Here is a 19629-nt window from a genome sequence, read left to right on the forward strand (position 1 = left end):
CGCCGGGGCTGACATGCCGAACTACCGCTACAAGGCGCTCAATCCGCACGGTGAGGTCTTCGACGGGCAGATGGAAGCGGCCAGCGAGGCCGAGCTGATCGCGCGCCTGCAGGACCAGGGCCACCTGCCGATGGAGACGCAGCTGGCCGACGCCGGCGCGATCGGCGGCAGCAGCTGGCGCAACCTGCTGCAGCAGCGCCCGTTGCAGGGCGCTGCATTGCTGCAGTTCACCCAGCAGCTGGCGACCCTGCTCGGTGCCGGCCAGCCGCTGGACCGCGCGCTGTCGATCCTGCTGGGGTTGCCCGAGGACGAACGATCACGCCGCGCAATCACCGACATCCGCGACGTGGTGCGTGGCGGTGCACCGCTGTCCACCGCGCTGGAACGCCAGCATGGGCTGTTCTCGCGCCTTTACGTGAACATGGTGCGCGCCGGCGAAGCCGGTGGCAGCCTGCATGAAACCCTGCAACGCCTGGCCGACTACCTCGAGCGCAGCCGCGCGCTGCAGGGCAAGGTCATCAACGCGCTGGTCTACCCGGCGATCCTGCTGGTGGTGGTGGGCGGTGCGCTGCTGTTCCTGCTTGGCTACGTGGTGCCGCAGTTCGCGCAGATGTACGAGAGCCTGGACGTGGCGCTGCCGTGGTTCACCAATGCAGTGCTGCAGCTGGGCCTGTTCGTGCGCGACTGGTGGGTGCTGCTGCTGGTGGTGCCGGCGCTGCTGGCGCTGTTCTTCGAGCGCAAGGCGCGGCAACCCGCGTTCCGGCTGGCGCTGGATGGCTGGCTGCTGCGGCGCCGCGGCATCGGTCGTCTCGTCGGTGAACTGGAAACCGCGCGCCTGGCGCGCACGCTGGGCACCCTGCTGCGCAACGGCGTGCCCCTGCTGGGTGCACTGGGCATCGCCCGCAACGTACTGGGCAACCGCGCGCTGGCCGCCGACGTGGAAACGGCCGCCGATGAGGTGAAGAACGGCGCCGGCCTGTCGCTGGCACTGTCGCGCGGCAAGCGCTTCCCGCGCCTGGCCCTGCAGATGATCCAGGTCGGCGAGGAATCCGGCGCCCTCGATACCATGCTGCTGAAGGCCGCCGACACCTTCGAACAGGATAGTGCCCGGCGCATCGACCGCATGCTGGCGGCGATGGTGCCGGCAATCACCCTGGTGCTGGCCTCGGTGGTGGGCGCGGTGATCGTCGCCGTGCTGGTGCCGCTGTACGACCTGACCAATGCCATCGGTTGACGATGGCACTCCCTGCAACCCCGACACTCCGCAACTGAAAGGACCGTCCATGATTGCCCGTCGCCGACCGATCCGCCTTTCCTTCACTGCCGCGCGCAACCAGTCGGGCATGAGCCTGCTGGAAATCATCATCGTCATCGTGCTGATCGGCGCGGTGCTGACCCTGGTCGCCAGCCGCGTACTGGGCGGTGCCGACCGTGGCAAGGCCAACATCGCCAAGGCGCAGGTGCAGACCGTGGCGTCCAAGATCGACAACTACCAGATCGACACCGGCAAGCTGCCCGGCTCGCTCAATGACCTGGTGACCGCACCGGCCGGTGTTGGCGGCTGGCTCGGCCCGTACGCCAAGCCGGCCGACCTGAACGATCCGTGGGGCCACGCCCTGGAATACCGCGCACCGGGCGAAGGCCAGCCCTATGAGCTGGTCAGCCTGGGCAAGGATGGCAAGGCCGGCGGCAGCAGCGTCGACGCTGACATCCGCTACCAGCCGTAACCGCGCATGACGTATTTCCTGCCGCGCCGGTTGCCCCACCCGCGCCTGCATGGCAGGCGCGCGGCGGGCTTGTCGCTGCTGGAAATGCTGCTGGTGATCGCACTGATCGCGGCGATCGGCCTGATCACCGCCGCCGGCCTGTCGCGCGGCTTCGCCGGCATGCAGTTGCGCAGCGCAGGCAAGGACATCGCCAGCCAGCTGCGCATGGTGCGCGCGCAGGCGATCGCCCGCGGTGAACCGCAGCGCTTCGTCATCGAGCCGGCGCGGCGGCGCTGGGAGGGCGCCAACCAGCGCCACGGTGAGGTGCCCGCACAGCTGCAGGTGCAGTTCGAAGGTGCCGCACAGCTGGCCACCGCGCCCGGGCAGGGCGTGATCGAATTCCATCCCGACGGTGGCTCCAGCGGTGGCCGCATCCGGTTGCAGCGCGACGGCGCCGAATGGCGCGTCGACGTCGGCTGGCTCACCGGCGAGGTCCGCTCCGGCCCCTGGCGGGCGCAATGAAGCGGCGCGCGCGTGGCTTCACCCTGCTCGAAGTGATCATCGCCTTCGCCCTGCTGGGCCTGGCGTTGACCCTGCTGCTGGGCAGCCTGTCCGGCGGCGCAAAACAGGTGCGCGATGCCGAGCTGCGCACGCGCGCGGTGCTGCACGCCCAGTCGTTGCTGGCCGAAGCCGGCGTCGACACACCGCTGCAGGTGGGCAGCCAACAGGGTGACTGGGAACAGGGGCGCTATCACTGGGAACTGCAGGTTCAGCCGTGGGTGGAGCCACGCGCCGGCAACGTCGTGCAGGCCACGTCAGCGGGCACCCCATGGCTGGCCGAGCTGCAGCTGCGGGTGCGCTGGGGCGACAGCGAACGCGAACAACTGCGCTGGCGCAGCCTGCGCCTGTTGCCGCCCGACCTGGAGAATGCCCGGTGAGGGGCCGCGCCGCAGGGTTCACCCTGGTCGAAGTGATGCTGGCCACCGTGCTGCTGGCCGGCGGCCTGGCGCTGGCCTTTGCCAGCGTGCGCTCGGCGATGGCGGTCAGCCAGCGCGGCGAGCAGATCGCCGCCGAAAGCGAACGCATGCGCGCGGTGGAATCGTTGCTGCGCAGGCAGCTGGCGGGCGCGCTGCGCACTCCACTGGAAGTTCCGGATCCCACCCGCGAGCCGGTCTTCTTCCAGGGCGAGGAACAGCGCATGCTGTTCGCCGCCGATCTGCCCGGCTACCTCGGCCGTGGCGGACCCTACCTGCACGCGCTGCAGGTCGACGGACGCGATGGCCGACAGCGCCTGCTGCTGGAGCTGGTGCTGTTGCAGGAAGGCGAGCGCATCGCCGAGAACCCGCCGCGCCCGCCCGAGGTGCTGGTGGAAAACCTGAAGTCGGTGCAGCTGCGCTATCGGGGTATCGATGCCAGCACCGGGCAGGTGACCGACTGGATGCCGCGCTGGGACGACACCCGCCGCCTGCCGATGCTGGTGGAGATCCAGATCGTGCCGGCCCGGGGCGCGCCGTGGCCACCGCTGGTGGTGGCGCTGCGCGCCGGTGGCAGCGGAGGCGCGCGATGAGTCGTCAGGGTGGGGCGGCATTGGTGCTGGTGCTGTGGCTGATCGCGTTGATGACCGCGCTGGTCGGCGCATTCGCGCTGAGCGCACGGGTCGAACACCTGCAGCAGCGCGTGCTGGATGACGATGCACGCGGGCAGGAACGTGCGCGTGCCGGCCTCGAATATGCACTGCTGCGCCTGTCGGCCGATCCGCAGCGCGCGCCGTGGCGTGCCGACGGTCGGACCTATCGCTGGCAGTTCGACGACGCCAGCATCGAGATCAAGGTGCTGGACGAGAACGGCAAGATCAACCTGAACCTGGCCGATGCCGCGCTGCTGGCCGCTTTCCTCAAGGCACTGGGTGAAGACGATGCACAGGCCCGGCAGCTGGCCGGGGCCATCATCGACTGGCGTGACGAGGACAGCCTGCTGCAGCCGGGCGGTGGTGCCGAAGCGCAGGACTACGCCGCAGCCGGGTTGCCCTATGGCCCACGCAACAAGCGGTTCGAGACCCTGGGCGAGCTGCAGCGCGTGCTGGGCATGCGCGGCACGCTGTACCGGGCGATGTTGCCGCACCTGACCCTGTACAGCCGCCAGGCGCGCCCGGATCCCCAGTTCGCCAGCGCACCGGTACTGACCGCACTGGGCCTGGATGCGGATACTGTGCTGGCGCAGCGCGCCCAGCAGGAGCGTGATGCAGATTCCGCTGGTGGTACGACAACGCTTGCCAGCAGCAGCGGCACCTATAGTATCGAGTCCGCTGCCATCGACAGCAGTGGACGCAGGTCGGTGTTGCAGGCAGTGGTACGCAGTGGCTCGGGCGGGGTTCCCGGGCGGACCTACACAGTGCTTCGCTGGGAGCAGGGAATGACAGCAAGATGACGGCGTGGCAGGACAGTCTGCGGCAGGTGCAGGGCCGGATCGGCCCGGGCGCTGGCCGTTTCCTGCGCTGGTGGCGGCAGTCGCTGCTGGCCTGGGTACCGGTGCGCTGGCAATGGGCGTTGGGCTGGGGCCAGGCCCGCCTGTTGCTGCAGCCTGAGAGCGACCAGCTGCAGGTCTGGCGTGAGGCCGGTGAACGCCGCGAAGTGGTGGCGCGCCTGCCGTGGCCGCTGTCTCCGGTGGAACTGGACCGGGTACTCGAGCCGCGCCTGCGCAGCCTGCCCCGGGTGTGGCTGCTGCCCGCGGCGGATGTGCTGCGGCGCACGCTGCGCCTGCCCGCCGCGGCGGCCGACCGCCTGCGTGCCGTGGTCGGTTTCGAAATCGACCGGCAGACCCCGTTCGAAGCGTCCCAGGTCAGCTATGACGTGCGTGAACTCGGCGCGGGCGGCGAAGGGCAGTTGCAGGTCGAACTGGTGGCGTGGCCACTGCGGCAGCTGGAGGCATGGCGCACGCGGGTGGGCCAATGGGCCGATGCGCTGGCCGGCGTCGATGCCATCGATGCGCAGGGTAACGTGTTGCAGGTGAACCTGCTGCCGCCCGCGCAGCGCCAATTGCGGCCAGACCCGATGCGGCGCTGGAACCTGCTGCTGGCAGTGGCATCCGTCGTGATGCTGGTACTGGCCGCGGTGCAGCTGCTGGACAACCGCCAGGCCGCCGCCGACGAACTGCGTGCGCAGGTCGAGCGCAGCGCGCGCAGCGCGCGTGGCGTGGCCAGCGAACGCGCGCAGCTGCAGGCGCTGATCGATGGCGCTGCATTCCTTGAGAAGCAGCGCAGCCAGCGCGCCGGTACGGTGGAGATCTGGAACGAACTGACCCGGCGCCTGCCGGAAGGCACCTACCTGGAAAAGCTGGCGATCGAGAACAACAACCTGCAGCTGATCGGCCTGAGCCGCGAGGCATCGCAGCTGGTGCAGCTGCTGCAGGACGCACCGCAGTGGCGCAAGGTCAACCTGACCGGGGTGCTGCAGGCCGATGGCGCGGCCAGTGGCCGCGACCGCTTCACCATGACCGCCGAACTGCAGCCGTTGCCGGCCGCAGCACCGACCCCGGAGGCGGCCGATGCCGATGCCAAGCGCACGCCGTGATCGCTGGTTGGCGCTGGCACTGCTGCTGGCAGTGCTGGGCCTGGCCTATCTGCTGCTGGTGCACCCCTGGTTCACCCAGCCGCTGCGTGCGATCGATGCCGATGTCGCCGCCCTGCGCGAACGCGAGTCGCGCGTGCAGGCGCAGCTGCAGCAGCAGCCGCAGATCGAACAGCGCCTTCGCGCTACCCGCGAGGCACTGCAGCAGCGGCCAGGCTTCCTGCGCGAAGCCACTGCCGAAGCTGCCGCCGCTGCATTGGGCGCCCGGCTGCAGGATGCGGTGGCGATGGCCAGCCCGGGCAACCGCAGCTGCACCATCAGCAACCGCACGCCACTGGCCGACAACCGGCGCGATGCCGAGTTCGTGCGCGTGGCCATGCAGGTGCGCCTGCGCTGCGGCGTGGCCGAACTGGCCACCGTGCTGCACAGCCTCGAAACCGGCAGCCCCCGCCTGTTCGTCGACAACCTCAACCTGATCGCGCAGCGCTTCCAGCAATCGCCGAACGAATCGGGGCTGGGCCTGGATGTGTCCTTCGAGCTGGCCGGCTATCTGCTGCCAGGCGCCGCCGCCGATGGCACGGTACCGGCACCCGCTGCGGCACCGGCATCGTCCACGTCGCCGGCCGAGGCCACGCCTGCGCCCCAGCCGGCGCCCCCGTCCGAAGGGCAGGAGGTGGCCGATGAAGCGTGAGCAGATCAGCCTGCGTACCGGTTTCCTGCTGGCACTGGCCGGCTGGGCGGCGGCGGTCTGGCTGGCAACCGTCTTCGGGCTGGGCAGCCAGCTGCCGGGCGCCGACGGTGATGCCGACGCCGCGCCATCGCTGCCATCGCTGCCGCCGCTGGCTGCCGAGCGCATGGCCAGCGCCGACAGCTACAGCGCGATCGGAGAGCGCCCGCTGTTTGCCGAAGACCGCAGGCCGAGGCCCTATCTGCTGGGTGGCAGCGAACCGGCGGCCAGTGCCGCGTTGCGCCTGACCGGCGTGCTGCTGACCGGCGATTTCGGCATGGCCACCTTCACCACCGAACAGAACCGCTCGCTGCGCCTGCGTCTCAATGGCGAAGCCGTGGATGGCTGGCAGCTGGTGGCGCTGCAGCCGCGCCAGGCGACGGTGATCGGCCCCGGTGGCAACCAGGTCCTGGAACTGGCGGTGTTCAACGGCCAGGGCGGTGAGCCGCCGACGGTGCTGCGCGGTGCCAACGGTGTACCGCCTGCAGGTGCGATCGTTGTGCCGCCTTCGGCGGGTGCTCCGCCGGCACCGCCTCCGGTCGCGGCAACCCCACCGACGCCGCCCGCCGGCAATGCCCCCACACCTGCGGCGTCAGCTGCAAAAACACCACCGGCCAACAACAACGGTCCCAGCGAGGCGCAGATGCAGGCCATCCGCGAACGCATCCAGGCCCGCCGCCGCCAGCTGCAGCAACAGCAGCAACAACCGTCGCCGCCCCCGGGCGATGGCACCAACCGATAGAGTGAATGCATGAACCTGCGTTTTCTTCCCTGGTCCTTTGCCCTCGCGCTGCTGGTCGGCTGCAGTACGGTGTCCGCGCCGCACGTGCAGCGCAACGGCAACCTGTCGCCAAGTGCCGCTGCCGGACAAGCGGCCGACGTCGCCGCTGATGCCGCCCGCGAGAGCCAGGGCGCACCGCAGGCGGTGATCCGTCGCGGCACCGGCACCATGATCAACCGTGAGGCCGCGCGCGCACCGGCACCTGCGCTGCATGGCGCCAGCACCGGCGAGGCCACCTTCAACTTCGAAGGCGAATCACTGCATGCGGTGGTCAAGGCCATCCTTGGCGACATGCTTGGCCAGAACTACGTGATCGCACCGGGCGTGCAGGGTACGGTCACCCTGGCCACGCCCAAGCCGGTCTCGCCGGCGCAGGCGCTGAACCTGCTGGAGATGGTGCTGGGCTGGAACAACGCGCGCATGGTCTACAGCGGCGGCCGCTACAACATTGTCGCCGCCGACCAGGCGCTGGCCGGCACGGTCGCGCCGAGCACCGCGCCGGCGGCCAGCGCACGCGGCTTCGAGGTCCGCGTGGTCCCGCTGCAGTTCATCTCCGCCACCGAGATGAAGAAGGTGCTGGAGCCGTATGCGCGTCCCAACGCCATCGTCAATGTGGACAGCGGCCGCAACGTGATCACCCTCGGTGGTACACGCGCAGAACTGGAAAACTACCTGCGTACCGTCGAGATCTTCGACGTCGACTGGTTGTCGGGCATGTCGGTGGGCGTGTTCCCGATCCAGTCGGGCAAGGCTGAGCAGGTCGCGGCCGACCTGGAAAAGGTGTTCGGCGAAGAGAGCAAGACGCCCAGCGCTGGCATGTTCCGTTTCCTGCCGCTGGAGAACGCCAACGCCGTGCTGGTGATCACGCCACAGGTACGCTACCTGGACCAGATCCAGCAGTGGCTGGATCGCATCGACACCGCAGGTGGCAGCGCCCGCCTGTTCTCCTACGAGCTGCGCTACATCAAGGCGCGCGATCTGGCCGAGCGCCTCAGCGAGGCCTTCGCCAGCAGTGGCAACCGCGGCGGCTCCAGCCCGGCCTCGCTGGCGCCGGGCGCCATCCCGTCGCAGCTGGGCAGTGACGGCGATCGTGGCATGGACAACAACAGCAGCACCCTTGGCTCGACGCTGGGCGGGAGCAGTGGCAGTGGCAGCAGCAACGGCAGCCTGAACCTGCCGCAGCGCCAGCCCGGCAACGTCAGTGTCAGCCTGGAAGTGGAGGGCGACCGCGTCGGCGTGTCGGCGGTGGAGGAGACCAACACCCTGCTGGTGCGCTCGACCCCGCAGGCCTGGCGCTCGATCCGCGAGGTGATCGAGAAGCTGGACGTGATGCCGCTGCAGGTGCACATCGAGGCACAGGTGGCCGAAGTCGCGCTGACCGGTGACCTGAAGTACGGCGTGAACTGGTTCTTCGACAACGCCGTGGCCGGTCGCGCGCTGACCGGCGCACTGGCGGGCCTGACCCTGCCGCCGGCAGCGGGCGGTTCGTGGAATACCTTTGCCGGCGGTGTCACCGGCAACGATGGCGTGGGCTGGGCGTTCACCGGCCACAACGCGGCCGCCGTGGTCAGCGCGCTGGACAAGGTCACCGACCTGCGCCTGCTGCAGACACCGTCGGTGTTCGTGCGCAACAACGCCGAGGCCACGCTCAACGTTGGCGACAAGGTGCCGATCAACACCACCACGGTGAATACCGGCGTGGGCACCAGCACCTACAGCTCGGTGCAGTACATCGACACGGGCGTGATCCTCAAGGTACGCCCGCGCGTGACCCGCGATGGCACGGTGTTCCTGGATATCGTGCAGGAGGTCAGCAGCGCCTCCGACGTGCCGGACGCCTGCAACCCGAACGAGCGCAACTGCAACCCGCGCATTTCCACAAAGAAGCTATCGACCGAAGCGGCGGTGCAGAGCGGCGACACCATCATGCTGGCCGGCCTGATCACCGATTCGGGCACCGATGGCAGCAGCGGCATTCCCGGCCTGAGCCGGATTCCGGTGGTTGGCGCGCTGTTCGGGCAGAAGACCCGCACCAGCCGTCGTTCGGAAGTGATCGTGCTGCTGACCCCGACCATCGTCCGCAACAGCCAGGAATCGCGCAACCTGACCGATGAGTACAGCAAGCGCTTCCGCGCGATGGAGCCGCTGAACCAGCCGCGCGCGAAGAAGTAAGGGGTTTGCGGCCGGGCTGCGCCCGGCACCCGCAGAGGCCGGAGCTGGGGCAACAGCAACAGCAACAGCAACAGCGGGTTTACTGAGGGATGGTGGGGCACTGTGGGTTTGCGGGGACGCCGTGAATACGTCCATGTAGCAACTGTGTTGATGGAGGGGCTTGGCCCCTCCAGGAGACGGGCACGGTAGTGCCGGCCGCTGGCCGGCAGCCTTTGGTCTGCGCCCTGGCTGGCCTTAGGCAGGGACCAGCCCGTTTTCAGCGTCGCGCACCCGGGCGTTGAGAATCACCAGCATTTTCCGCATCACCGCCACGATGGCTACTTTTCCTTCTTTGCCCCGGGCTCGCAGCGACTGGTAGAAATCGCGCAGTCGAGGTTCATGCCGCATGGCCGACATGCTGGCCATGTAAAGCACCTGGCGGATCTCGGCCCTGCCGCCATGGATGCTTCGTTTGCCGCGCATGGTTCCGCTGTCGTGGGACATGGGGGCCACACCGACCAGGCTGGCGATGGCCTTACCACTGATCCTCCCCAGTTCGGGAAGATAGCTTGCCAATACCGCCTGCAGGCCAGGGCCAACGCCCTTCATCGACTTCAGGACAGCCAGTTGAGGCTGCTGGGCAACCTGCTCGGCAATTTGCTTTCCCAGACGTTCAACCAGCGTCTGCAAGCGGGTGATGTTGGCCTGCAGTAGCCGGCGCAATTCACGATCACCGACCATTTCCTGCTGCTGCCGCGCGATGGTCAGCGCGTGCATCGCCTGTCGACGTGCCCGCACGAATTCCCGCATTTTCTGCTGCCAAGGCTCCAGCGGCTGGTAGGCGGGAAGTTTCACCAAGGCCGCCATCTGCGCCAATGCATAGGCATCCAACCGGTCGGTCTTGGCCATCTGGCCCATCCCCTGGGCCAGCCTGCGGGCCCGCAGGGCATTGGCGCGGACCACCGGATGGCCCGCTGCGTGCAGAAAATCCAGCACCGGCCGCTCGTAACCGCCGGTGGCTTCCAGCACGATCTGGCTGACCGGACGCTTCTTCAGCCAAACATCCAATTCAGAAAAGCCGGAGCGGTTGTTCCAGACCTGCAGGGTCTCTCCATCCGTCGTACCGACATCCAGTTGGCGCTTGCTGACATCAATCCCGATCCCGTTCATCACCGGACTCCGTATAGTCTGGAAGGGTCGAGAGCTCCCCCGCTTGCCCAGTCTTATCACTGCGAGTGTCAGCTCCAGCAACTGTTCGGGCGGATCAAGGGAGATTCCGGCGTGGGCGCCAAGCTACATGGCGATCGTCGAGATCCAGGCTTACACGGCGGCCCACGCCGGCTCTCGACACCTACGCTGCCAGATTCCGATCAGATAAGGCTTGGTCGCCGCATCCATGCGGCTCACACCCCGCCAACCCACAGTGCCCCGCCTTTGACAGTTTCCTGCTGCTGTTGGTAGGTGTCGACCTTGGTCGACACGATCCACGCCATGCGTGGATGACTCTCCATCGAAATCGAATATTTTGATATCTGTGAGATCTGAGCCGAGCATGGCTCGGCTCTACAGAAGGCAATGCTCGACAGATCGCGGAAAACTGTCGAAGGCGGGGTGGGTCCGGTTGTGGGGGCGTGAGCCGCATGGATGCGGCGACCGAGCTTACATGGACGTACTTGCAGCGTCCCCCGCAACCGGACCCACCCCGCCAACCCCAGGAACCCAGCTCTTGCTTCGGCTGTTGCTGTTGCCCTGGCCTGAAGCGGGTGCCGGGTGCAACCCGGCCGATACCCTCCCGGTGCTACGCTGTGACCACCGACAACCACGGAGGCGGGATGGGGGCGATCGTGTTGTTGCCGCTGTGCGTGGACGATGCCGCGCTGGACCGCTGCCTGGCCGCACTGGATGCCGGCACCGCGCCGGGCACTGCGGTCTGGCTGGCCGACGACGCGCAGGCAGGGCCGCGTGCGCAGGCCGTGGTCGAGCACTGGTTGGCGCATACGCCGCTGCAGGCCGAGTACACCCGGCGCGCGCGCCCACTGGGCGAGGTTGCCCATCTGGACGAGATGCTCCGCGCCTGCGACGGCCTGGACGTGGCCGTGCTGGCGCCGGACAGCGTGCCGTCGCCCGGTTGGTTGCAGCAGTTGCAGGATGCCTTCGCCCGCGATGCCGCCATCGCCACTGCGACCCCCTGGTGCAATGCCGGCGAGACCGCGGCGTGGCCACGGCTGGGCGAGATCAATCCCGAACCCCATGACCCGGCCTTGCTGGCGCATACCTGCGCCACGTTGCCGACGCTGCACCCGGAGCTGCCATCGGCGGTCACCCACGCGGTGCTGGTACGTGGCAACGCGCGCCGCCGTGCCGGTGGCCTGGACGTGGACAGCTATGCCGGCTGGAATGCCGCGCTGGTCGACCTCAGCCTGCGCATGGCGGGCCTGGGGTGGCGCAACGTGTTGTGCGAGACCGCGTTCGTCAGCCGGGCAGGGGAGGCGGTCAGCCGCGATGGCGACCTGGAGGCCCTGGCGGCACGCTGGCCGGCCTGGGTGCCGCGGCTGGCCGATTTCCTGATGCACGATCCACTGCACGGCCTGCGTGCCGACCTGCAGCAGCGCATGCGGCAGGCGATAATGCCGAAGGAACAGGGCGACCTGTTTGTCCCGCCCGCGCCGGAGCCTCCCGTTTGAAAGCAGCCATTGCCGCCATCGTCGTCACCTACCAGAGTGGCAGCACCATCGATGCCTGCCTGTCGCGCCTGCGCCAGGCGCAGGATATCGCCGAGATCCGGGTGATCGACAATGGTTCGATGGATGGCACGCTGGACATCGTGCAGCGGCACGCCAGCCATGACCCGCGCGTGCGCTTCGTCGGCAATCCGGACAATCCCGGCTTTGCCGCCGCCAACAACCAGGGCGTGGCCGACTCGCACAGCCCGTGGCTGGCCTTCATCAACCCGGACCTGATGGTCGAGCCGGACACCCTGACCGAACTGCGCAGCCGTGGCGAGGTGCTGGGCGATTGCCTGCTCGGCGTCGAGCAGGTGGACGAGCACGGCCACGCCGATGAAGCGGTGCGCCGTCGCGATCCGGATTTCCTGCTGATGCTGCGCTCGCCGGGCAAGGGCTCGAAGCTGGCGGTGCCGCGTGACCCGCAGCAGGTGCTGCAGCGGGTGCCGGCGCTGTCCGGTGCGCTGCTGATGATGCCGCGTGCCCTGTTCGAGCGCATCGGTGGCTGGGATGCGGGTTACCGCCTGCATGCCGAGGACCTGGATCTGTGCCGCCGCGCACGCGAGGCCGGCGCGGTGGTGGCGATCGCCAACGATCTGCATGTCACCCACGTGCGCGGCGTTTCCAGCCGCTCGCGGCCATTCTTCGTGGAATGGCACAAGCACAAGGGCCTGTGGCGCTACTTCCAGAAGTTCGAGGCGAAGCAGCGGTCGCTGCCGGTACGCGTTGCGGTGTGGGCCGCGATCTGGGCGCATGCGGCGATGCTGGTGCCGCGCCTGCTGCGCAGGTCGTTGTAGAGCCGGGCCCACGGTTCACGCCGCCGGGCGCATAATCCGCCCCATGCCTATCATCCAGTCCCTGCTCGACACCGACCTGTACAAGTTCACCATGATGCAGGCAGTGCTGCACCAGCACCCCGGTGCCCAGGTGCAGTACCGGTTCAAGTGCCGTACGCCCGGCATCGACCTGGCCCGTTACATCGACCAGATCGACGAAGAAATCGACCACCTGTGCAGCCTGCGCTTCAGCGACGCGGAGCTGGACTACATGCGTGGCCTGCGCTTCGTGAAGCCGGATTTCGCCGATTTCCTCGGCCTGTTCCACCTCGACCGCAAGTACATCCAGCTGCGCGCGTCGAAGACCGTGCCCGGCGAGATCGAACTGGACATCACCGGCCCGTGGCTGCACACCATCCTGTTCGAAGTGCCGCTGCTGGCGATCATCAACGAAGTCTGGTTCCGCAACACCACCACGGCCGACTTCGCCGAAGGCGAGCGCCGGCTGCAGGCCAAGGCCGCGCTGCTGCGCGATACCCCCGGCTTCGAGCAATGCCGCATTGCCGACTATGGCAGCCGTCGCCGCTACTCGCGTGACTGGCACGCGCGGCTGCTGCCGCTGCTGCGCGATGCACTCGGCCCGCAGCTGGTCGGCACCAGCAACGTCCACTTCGCGCGCCTGTACGGCATGACCCCGCACGGCACCATGGCCCACGAGTACCTGCAGGCGTTCCAGGCGCTCGGCCCGCGCCTGCGTGATTCGCAGGTGGCGGCACTGGAATCGTGGGCGCGCGAGTACCGCGGCGACCTCGGCATCGCGTTGTCCGACGTGGTCGGCCTGGACGCGTTCCTGCGCGACTTCGACATGTATTTCTGCAAGCTGTTCGACGGTGTGCGCCATGATTCCGGCGATCCGTTCGACTGGGGCGACCGCATGCTGGCGCATTTCCAGCAGCGCCGGGTCGATCCGCGCAGCAAGGTGCTGGTGTTCAGCGATGGGCTCGACATCGCCAAGGTGATGCGCCTGTACGACTACTTCCGTGGCCGCTGCCAGGTCGCGTTCGGCGTCGGCACCCACCTGACCAATGACCTGGGCCCGACGCCGCTCAACATCGTCATCAAGATGGTCCGCTGCAACGGCCAGCCGGTGGCCAAGCTCAGCGATTCGCCGGGCAAGAGCATGTGCGACGACCCGGGCTACCTGGCCTACCTGCGCCAGGTCTTCGAGCTGCCGCCGGCGTAACCCCGCCGGCCCTCAACGGCGCTTACAGGTAGTCGACCACCACCAGGTAGGCGCCCTGCAGCGGCTGCTGCTTCGAAGCCTGCACGCTGTAGCGCTCGGAGAAGGCGATATCGCCGGCGCGCATCGCGCTGGCCGACACCGACAGCTTCTGGCCCTGGCGCTTGCCATCGCGCAGCGTCGCGGCCTGGCCATCGGCCAGTGCCGTCACTTCCACCGTCGAGCCCTTGGCCGACGGCGGGCAGGCCGCCAGGCTCAGCTCACCCTGGGACAGGTTCGTCGTGCAGCCCGGCTCGGCGATGCGGCCGCTGAAACGGATGCTGCCGCTGCTGGCCTGGGCCAGCGCACTGACGGACATCAGGGCCACGCACAGCAGAATGGAGTTCCTCATGACACGTTCTCTGGTTCGGTGTGTCCTAGTTAGCGACAGGTTCGATCAGCCTTTAATAGGACGATTCCGAATCTGCTAGGGCCATCACCGAGAAAGAGTGATGCGCATCAAACAAAGCGATTTCCGCCTGAAAAAAGCCTGTTTTCGCGCACGCCGAACGCGTCAGCCATTGCGTCATTTACGGTCGCTTGTGACCCGCCCATGGCTGCGTCAATTCTCCCGCGCGCCCAGGGGCGCGATTTCGCCTATCACGTCACATTTGGGGCGTCAATGAATTGGCGTTCAGAAAAATAATGAGACTTTCATCACAGTTGTGCATATACTTGCGTCACGGATTCAGGGAGAGGTACGTCCGAGTCCGGCCACAGGTGAGACGCAAGGATGGGTCTTGTTAGCCCGGCAGTGCTCCTTGCTTCCTCCTCTACTTCTCATCTCTTCAGTAGGGTTAGGTAAAAGCGAATGCACAAGATCAACCTCATTGCCGCTCTGATGCTGGCCGCCGCTCCGCTGGCCGCCAACGCCGCCGACGGCACCATCACCTTCAATGGCAAGGTGACCGACAAGACCTGCACCATCTCGACCCCGGGCGGCAAGGACTTCGCCGTGACCCTGCCGACCGTGTCGAAGAACACCCTGGCTACCGCCGGTGCCGTTGCGGGCCGCACCCCGTTCGCCATCAACCTGACCAAGTGCAGCGCCGGCAACGTCGCCACCTACTTCGAGCCGGGTTCGACCGTCGACTTCAACAGCGGCCGCCTGGTCAACCAGGCCTCGGCCAACGCTGCCACCAACGTGCAGCTGCAGCTGCTGGGCTCGAACAACCAGTTCCTGCCGATCAAGGCTGCCGGCGCTGGCCTGGCCCAGACCAACTCGCAGTGGGTCACCGTCGGCACCGACGGCTCGGCCGACCTGAACTACTACGCTGAGTACTACGCCACTGCCGCCGCCACCCCGGGCGACGTCACCAGCAGCGTCAAGTACACGATCATCTACAACTGATCGTAGCCGTACCCGCATTGGCCGGCGTACGCGCCGGCCAGTGCTCCGCGGCCCCTGGCCACACCCCTCGAGCGTAGTACTTCCGATGAAAGCACTCTTTCCCCGGGCGCTGCTGCTGGCAGCGTTCACGCTGCCCCTCTGCCAGAACGCACTGGCCGGCGTGGTGGTCAATGGCACGCGGGTGATCTACCCGGCACAGGCGCGCGAAGTCACCGTGCAGGTGGACAACGTGGGCGACTCGCCCGCACTGGTCCAGGCCTGGATCGACAGTGGCGACGCCAACCAGACCGCCGATACCAGTGATGCTCCGTTCGTGCTGACGCCGCCGATCGCGCGCGTCGAGCCGGGCCGCAGCCAGGCGCTGCGCCTGATCTTCTCCGGCGCACAGCTGCCGACCGATCGCGAGACGGTGTTCTGGCTCAACGTGCTGGATGTACCACCGTCGCCGGACAACGCCGACAGCGGCGAACAGAATTACCTGCAGGTCGCGTTCCGTTCGCGCCTGAAGCTTTTCTACCGGCCGCAGGGCCTGAAGGGCGTCGCCAACGACGCACCGGCAGCGCTGCGCTGGACCCGCAATGGCGACCGCCTGCGGGTGGAAAACCCGAGCCCCTTCCACGTCACCCTGGCCGAAGTGCATGCCGTGACCGGCAGCAGTGAAAAGGCCGTCGAAGACAAGGGCGCGATGGTCGCGCCGAAGCAGAGCCTGGAGTTCGCCGCACCGGCGGGCACGCAGCAGGTGCGCTTCATCACCATCAATGATTACGGCGGCCGGGTCGAGCACACCGTCCGCCTCGACAGCACCGGGGGCTGAACGCGCCGCGCCGGCCATGGGCCTGCGCATCCCGCCACCGCCGCCGTGCGGCGAATTGAAGGAATGTCAGTGTGATCGGAAACAGATTGACATTGTCGATCCATCAGGCGCTTTGCCTGCTGGTTGTTGGCGCGGCCTGCCCAGGATGGGCGCTGGCGGCACCGGCCAATCTCGGCGAACAGGCGCTGATGGCGCAGAGTGGTGCGGCCAACGCGCGCGCACCGGAATCGGCCCAGTTCAATTCCAGCTTCCTGTCGGGCCAGGCCAAGCAGGTCGACCTGGCGGCCTTCAGCAACGGCAACCCGATGGTCGCCGGCAACTACCGTGTCGACGTCTACGTCAACGGTGCCTGGCAGGGCCGTCGTGACCTGCAGTTCAAGGCCGATGCACAGGGCCGTGTCGACGCTTGCCTGCCGCTGCCGATGCTGGAGGAAATGGGCGTGGACAGCGAGGCCGTGCTGCTGCAGCAGGACCCGACGCTGCCGACCGACACCACCAGCTGCGTGCCGGTGCAGCAGCGCATGGCCAATGCCTATGGTGTCTACGACAGCGGCAACCTGCGCTACGACCTCAGCATCCCGCAGGTGTTCCTGCGCCGCGAGGCGCGCGGCTACGTCAACCCGGCGCTGTGGGACCGTGGCATCAATGCCGGCTTCGTCGGCTACAGCTTCAATGCCATCGACAGCAACAGCCGTGTCGAAGGTGGCCAGCGCAACCGCAGTGCCTATCTCGGCCTCAATGCCGGCCTCAACCTGGGCGGCTGGCAGTTGCGCCACGACTCCAACCTGACCTGGTCCGAGGGTGACGGCCGCCATTGGCAGAGCATCGCCACCTACGCACAGCGCGGCATCCCGCAGGTGCGCGGCATGCTCACCATCGGTGAGGCCTACACCACCGGCGAACTGTTCGACTCGATCGGCTACCGCGGTGCCAGCCTGGCCAGTGACGACCGCATGCTGCCCGATTCGCTGCGTGGTTACGCGCCGGTCGTGCGCGGCATCGCCGAGACCAACGCACGCATCGAAGTGCGCCAGAACCAGCAGCTGATCTACTCCTCCACCGTTTCGCCGGGCAACTTCGTCATCGACGACCTGTACCCGACCGGCTACGGCGGCGACCTGGAAGTGAGCGTGATCGAGGCCGATGGCCGCCGCCGCGAATTCAAGGTGCCGTTCGGCTCGGTGCCGCAGATGCTGCGCGAAGGCGTGTCGCGTTACTCGCTGACCGCCGGCCAGGTGCGCAACAAGCTGCTGGCCGACGAACCCTGGCTGGTGCAGGGCACCTACCAGCGCGGCATCGGCAACCAGCTGACCCTGTACGGCGGCAGCGCGCTGAGCGATGGCTACCTGTCGCTGCTGTACGGTGTCGGCCTGTCCACGCGGGTCGGTGCCTTCGCGGCAGACGTCACCCATGCACGCACCTCGTTCGACCACTACGGCAACCACACTGGCGCCAGCGTGCGCTTGAGCTACAGCAACATGATCGGCGAGACCGGCACCAACCTGACCCTGGCTGCCTACCGCTACTCGACCGAAGGTTTCTACAGCCTGCAGGATGCGCTGTATGGCCGTGACTCGGACAAGCGCGGCATCGATCCGACCACCCGTGGTCGCCAGCGCAGCCAGTTCCAGGTAACGCTGAACCAGCCGCTGGGCCGTCGCGGCGGTGCGCTGTACGTGACCGGTTCGGTGCGTGACTTCTATGACCGCTCCGGCACCTCCAAGCAGTACCAGGTGGGCTACAACAACGCCTGGCGTTCGGTGAACTACGGCTTCTCGGCGCTGCGCACCGAAGAAGGCGTGCTCGGCCGTTCCGACACCCAGTACCTGCTGTCGATGAGCGTGCCGCTGGGCCGGGGTACCCACCCGGTGTCGTTCAGTGCCGATCTCGGCGTGCGCGACCGCGGTGGCTACGACAACAGCCGCGTCGGCATCACCGGTTCGGCCGGCGTCGACAACAACTTCAGCTACGGCGTGGCCCTGTCCGATTCCCGCGAGGGCGGCACCACGGCGGTCGGCAATGCCGAGTACCGCAGCCGCTACTCCGCGTTGAACGCCACCTACAGCCACTCGCGTGATTTCCGCCAGGCCTCGGTCGGTGCCAACGGCAGCGTGGTGGTGCATCCGGGTGGCTTCACTTTCACCCCGCAGCGTGGCGACACCATGGTGCTGGTCGAGGCACCGGGCGCGCGCGATGCGATCGTCAGCAACGCCCCTGGCCTGCGCGTCGATGGCCGCGGCTACGCCGTGGTGCCGTACGTGTCGCCGTACCGCCTCAACACCGTCACCCTCGATCCGCAGGGCATGGCCCACGACGTCGAGCTGGAAAGCACCAGCCAGTCGATCGCACCGTTCGCCGGTGCCATCAGCTACCTGCGCTTCGATACCCGCAAGGGCAACGCGTTGCTGATCCAGGTACGCAACCCGGATGGCCGCAGCATGCCGTTCGGTGCACAGGTCAAGGATGAGCAGGGCCAGCCGGTCGGCATGGTCAGCCAGGGCGGCCGCCTGTACGTGCGCAGTGAAAAGAACCAGGGCCGCCTGCTGGTCGAGTGGGGCGCCGGTGCCGACCAGCGCTGCACCATCGATTACCAGGTTCCGGCGGGCGCCGATGCGTCCAAGACCGGCTTCATCCCGCTGGAGGCAGCATGCCGATGATTTCTTCCCGTGGCCGCAAGGCTCTCACGGCCCTTGCACTGCTGGGCGGCGCGTTGCTGGCACAGCAGGCCAGCGCGTCGTGCCGCATCCAGTCCAGCTGGTTCACCGCGCAGGACGTGACCATGGACATGGGCCAGATCGTGATCCTGCCCAGCACACCGGTCGGCGGCGTGATCAAGGAGATCAGCGAGCCGATCAACCAGCAGAACAGCGTGGCGCGCTGCGACTGGTCCGGTGGCCGTTCCATCGGCGAGTACGTCAACGCCGCGCAGAAGCGTCCGGTGGCCGGCTTCTCGAACGTCTATGAAACCGATGTGGCGGGCGTGGGCATCCGCCTGTACCGCGACTCCGGCGCGATCCAGACCTACTATCCGCACACCATCAACTTCGCCAGCAACGCCACCATCTCGCTGGTCGGAGGCACGTTCCGCATCCAGCTGATCAAGACAGCGGCACAGACCGGCTCGGGCGTGATCGCACCGAACGGTCGCTTCACCACGTACTACTTCGACGGTGATGGCGCCGGTCGCCCGGTGCTGACCTCCACCTTCAAGGGCTCGGGCACCACCGTGGTCAGCCCGACCTGCGAAGTGCAGGCCGGCAGCCGCAACATCGCCGTCGACTTCGGCAGCGTGCCCAACACCACCTTCACCGGTGTCGGTTCGCGCGCGGTCGACCGCGATTTCGAGATCCGCCTGAACTGCCAGGGCAGCAACGTCGCCGCCTACCAGAGCAAGATCGGCATCCGCCTCGATGCCGACCAGGACAGCTCGAACATGCCGGGCGTGCTGAAGCTCAGCGCGGCTGCCAACAGCGCCACCCGCATCGGCATCCAGATGGTCCAGCGCGATGGCACCACCGAGCGCGAAGTGCGCTTCGGCCAGACCATCAACGTCGGCACCACGGCGCCGGGGACCAGCGTCATGGCGCTGCCGCTGCGCGCGCGCTACGTGCAGACCCAGGCCGGCACGGTGGGCGCGGGTGTCGCGAACGGCCAGGCCACCTTCACCATCCAGTACGAGTAAGGCCGCCCGGGCGGCTGCCCCTGCGGGGTTCCGCCGCAACGTCGCCCGTCCCACGGGCGGCGTTGACTGCGTC

19 protein-coding genes are annotated in these 19629 nt (G+C 67.7%); 17 read left to right on the forward strand and 2 right to left on the reverse strand.

Translation table 11 applies throughout. From position 1 onward, the window contains the following. Window positions 1–13: 13 nt before the first annotated feature. From xpsF to gspD, 10 genes are read left to right on the forward strand one after another with little or no spacing between them, the layout of a single operon-like run. The gene (gene xpsF, locus ACMGRF_RS01055) at window positions 14–1234 is read left to right on the forward strand and encodes a type II secretion system protein XpsF (RefSeq protein ID WP_049438314.1); all 1221 of its coding nucleotides are present in this window, start codon (window positions 14–16) and stop codon (window positions 1232–1234) included. A 49-nt stretch (window positions 1235–1283) separates the two neighbouring features. Next, on the forward strand, window positions 1284–1727 hold the full coding sequence (gene gspG / locus ACMGRF_RS01060) for a type II secretion system major pseudopilin GspG (RefSeq protein ID WP_005415225.1): 444 nt from the start codon (window positions 1284–1286) through the stop codon (window positions 1725–1727). Window positions 1728–1733: 6 nt separating this feature from the next. After that, on the forward strand, window positions 1734–2228 hold the full coding sequence (xpsH, locus tag ACMGRF_RS01065; RefSeq protein WP_049417201.1) for a type II secretion system protein XpsH: 495 nt from the start codon (window positions 1734–1736) through the stop codon (window positions 2226–2228). After that, entirely contained in the window at window positions 2225–2644 is a 420-nt protein-coding gene (gene xpsI / locus ACMGRF_RS01070; protein WP_049417200.1) for a type II secretion system protein XpsI, read from the forward strand. Before xpsH ends, xpsI begins: the two co-directional genes overlap by 4 nt. After that, window positions 2641–3273 (forward strand): type II secretion system protein J, encoded by a 633-nt coding sequence (locus ACMGRF_RS01075; RefSeq protein ID WP_080352973.1) that lies wholly within the window; start codon window positions 2641–2643, stop codon window positions 3271–3273. Before xpsI ends, ACMGRF_RS01075 begins: the two co-directional genes overlap by 4 nt. Continuing rightward, window positions 3270–4133: a general secretion pathway protein GspK gene (locus ACMGRF_RS01080; protein ID WP_262257599.1), complete on the forward strand. Its 864-nt coding sequence runs from the start codon at window positions 3270–3272 to the stop codon at window positions 4131–4133. Before ACMGRF_RS01075 ends, ACMGRF_RS01080 begins: the two co-directional genes overlap by 4 nt. Then, entirely contained in the window at window positions 4130–5275 is a 1146-nt protein-coding gene (locus ACMGRF_RS01085) for a PilN domain-containing protein (RefSeq protein WP_049438311.1), read from the forward strand. Before ACMGRF_RS01080 ends, ACMGRF_RS01085 begins: the two co-directional genes overlap by 4 nt. Next, window positions 5256–5963 carry a type II secretion system protein GspM gene (gene gspM, locus ACMGRF_RS01090; RefSeq protein WP_239668821.1) on the forward strand — a complete coding sequence of 236 codons (708 nt, stop codon included), beginning with the start codon at window positions 5256–5258 and terminating at the stop codon, window positions 5961–5963. Before ACMGRF_RS01085 ends, gspM begins: the two co-directional genes overlap by 20 nt. After that, window positions 5953–6741, forward strand: a complete 789-nt coding sequence (locus tag ACMGRF_RS01095) for a hypothetical protein (RefSeq protein WP_049417194.1) — start codon at window positions 5953–5955, stop codon at window positions 6739–6741. The genes gspM and ACMGRF_RS01095 overlap by 11 nt, the downstream gene beginning before the upstream one ends. Window positions 6742–6750: 9 nt before the next feature. After that, window positions 6751–8952: a type II secretion system secretin GspD gene (gene gspD, locus ACMGRF_RS01100; protein ID WP_099486224.1), complete on the forward strand. Its 2202-nt coding sequence runs from the start codon at window positions 6751–6753 to the stop codon at window positions 8950–8952. A 234-nt stretch (window positions 8953–9186) separates the two neighbouring features. Here gspD and ACMGRF_RS01105 read toward each other — a convergent pair whose 3' ends face one another. Continuing rightward, the gene (locus tag ACMGRF_RS01105; protein ID WP_049417105.1) at window positions 9187–10101 is read right to left on the reverse strand and encodes an IS110 family transposase; all 915 of its coding nucleotides are present in this window, start codon (window positions 10099–10101) and stop codon (window positions 9187–9189) included. Between the two features lie 662 nt (window positions 10102–10763). On the opposite strand from ACMGRF_RS01105, the gene ACMGRF_RS01110 reads away from it, so the two are divergent. From ACMGRF_RS01110 to pncB, 3 genes are read left to right on the forward strand one after another with little or no spacing between them, the layout of a single operon-like run. Beyond that, entirely contained in the window at window positions 10764–11615 is an 852-nt protein-coding gene (locus ACMGRF_RS01110) for a glycosyltransferase family 2 protein (RefSeq protein WP_049439791.1), read from the forward strand. After that, window positions 11612–12451 carry a glycosyltransferase family 2 protein gene (locus tag ACMGRF_RS01115; RefSeq protein WP_080352879.1) on the forward strand — a complete coding sequence of 280 codons (840 nt, stop codon included), beginning with the start codon at window positions 11612–11614 and terminating at the stop codon, window positions 12449–12451. The genes ACMGRF_RS01110 and ACMGRF_RS01115 overlap by 4 nt, the downstream gene beginning before the upstream one ends. A 43-nt stretch (window positions 12452–12494) precedes the next feature. Further along, window positions 12495–13673 (forward strand): nicotinate phosphoribosyltransferase, encoded by a 1179-nt coding sequence (pncB, locus tag ACMGRF_RS01120; RefSeq protein ID WP_049414537.1) that lies wholly within the window; start codon window positions 12495–12497, stop codon window positions 13671–13673. Window positions 13674–13695: 22 nt separating this feature from the next. Here the strand turns inward: pncB and ACMGRF_RS01125 are convergent, their stop codons facing one another. Further along, window positions 13696–14061, reverse strand: a complete 366-nt coding sequence (locus tag ACMGRF_RS01125) for a hypothetical protein (protein ID WP_049414538.1) — start codon at window positions 14059–14061, stop codon at window positions 13696–13698. 459 nt (window positions 14062–14520) lie between these two features. Here ACMGRF_RS01125 and ACMGRF_RS01130 point away from each other — a divergent pair, with 459 nt between their 5' ends. The 4 genes from ACMGRF_RS01130 (at window position 14521) to ACMGRF_RS01145 (ending at window position 19556) form a co-directional block, all read left to right on the forward strand. After that, window positions 14521–15060, forward strand: coding sequence for a fimbrial protein (locus ACMGRF_RS01130; RefSeq protein ID WP_005415238.1), 540 nt, complete (start codon window positions 14521–14523; stop codon window positions 15058–15060). Between the two features lie 85 nt (window positions 15061–15145). Next, window positions 15146–15874 (forward strand): molecular chaperone, encoded by a 729-nt coding sequence (locus ACMGRF_RS01135; protein WP_049414539.1) that lies wholly within the window; start codon window positions 15146–15148, stop codon window positions 15872–15874. Between the two features lie 92 nt (window positions 15875–15966). Then, complete coding sequence (locus ACMGRF_RS01140; RefSeq protein WP_414485903.1) at window positions 15967–18531, forward strand: fimbria/pilus outer membrane usher protein; 2565 nt, start codon at window positions 15967–15969, stop codon at window positions 18529–18531. Then, a complete protein-coding gene (locus tag ACMGRF_RS01145) occupies window positions 18522–19556 on the forward strand; it encodes a fimbrial protein (RefSeq protein WP_049414541.1) in 1035 nt (344 codons plus the stop codon). Before ACMGRF_RS01140 ends, ACMGRF_RS01145 begins: the two co-directional genes overlap by 10 nt. Window positions 19557–19629 lie beyond the last annotated feature (73 nt).

This window comes from Stenotrophomonas sp. EMP41, from assembly GCF_047495535.1.
Lineage (GTDB): Bacteria > Pseudomonadota > Gammaproteobacteria > Xanthomonadales > Xanthomonadaceae > Stenotrophomonas > Stenotrophomonas sepilia.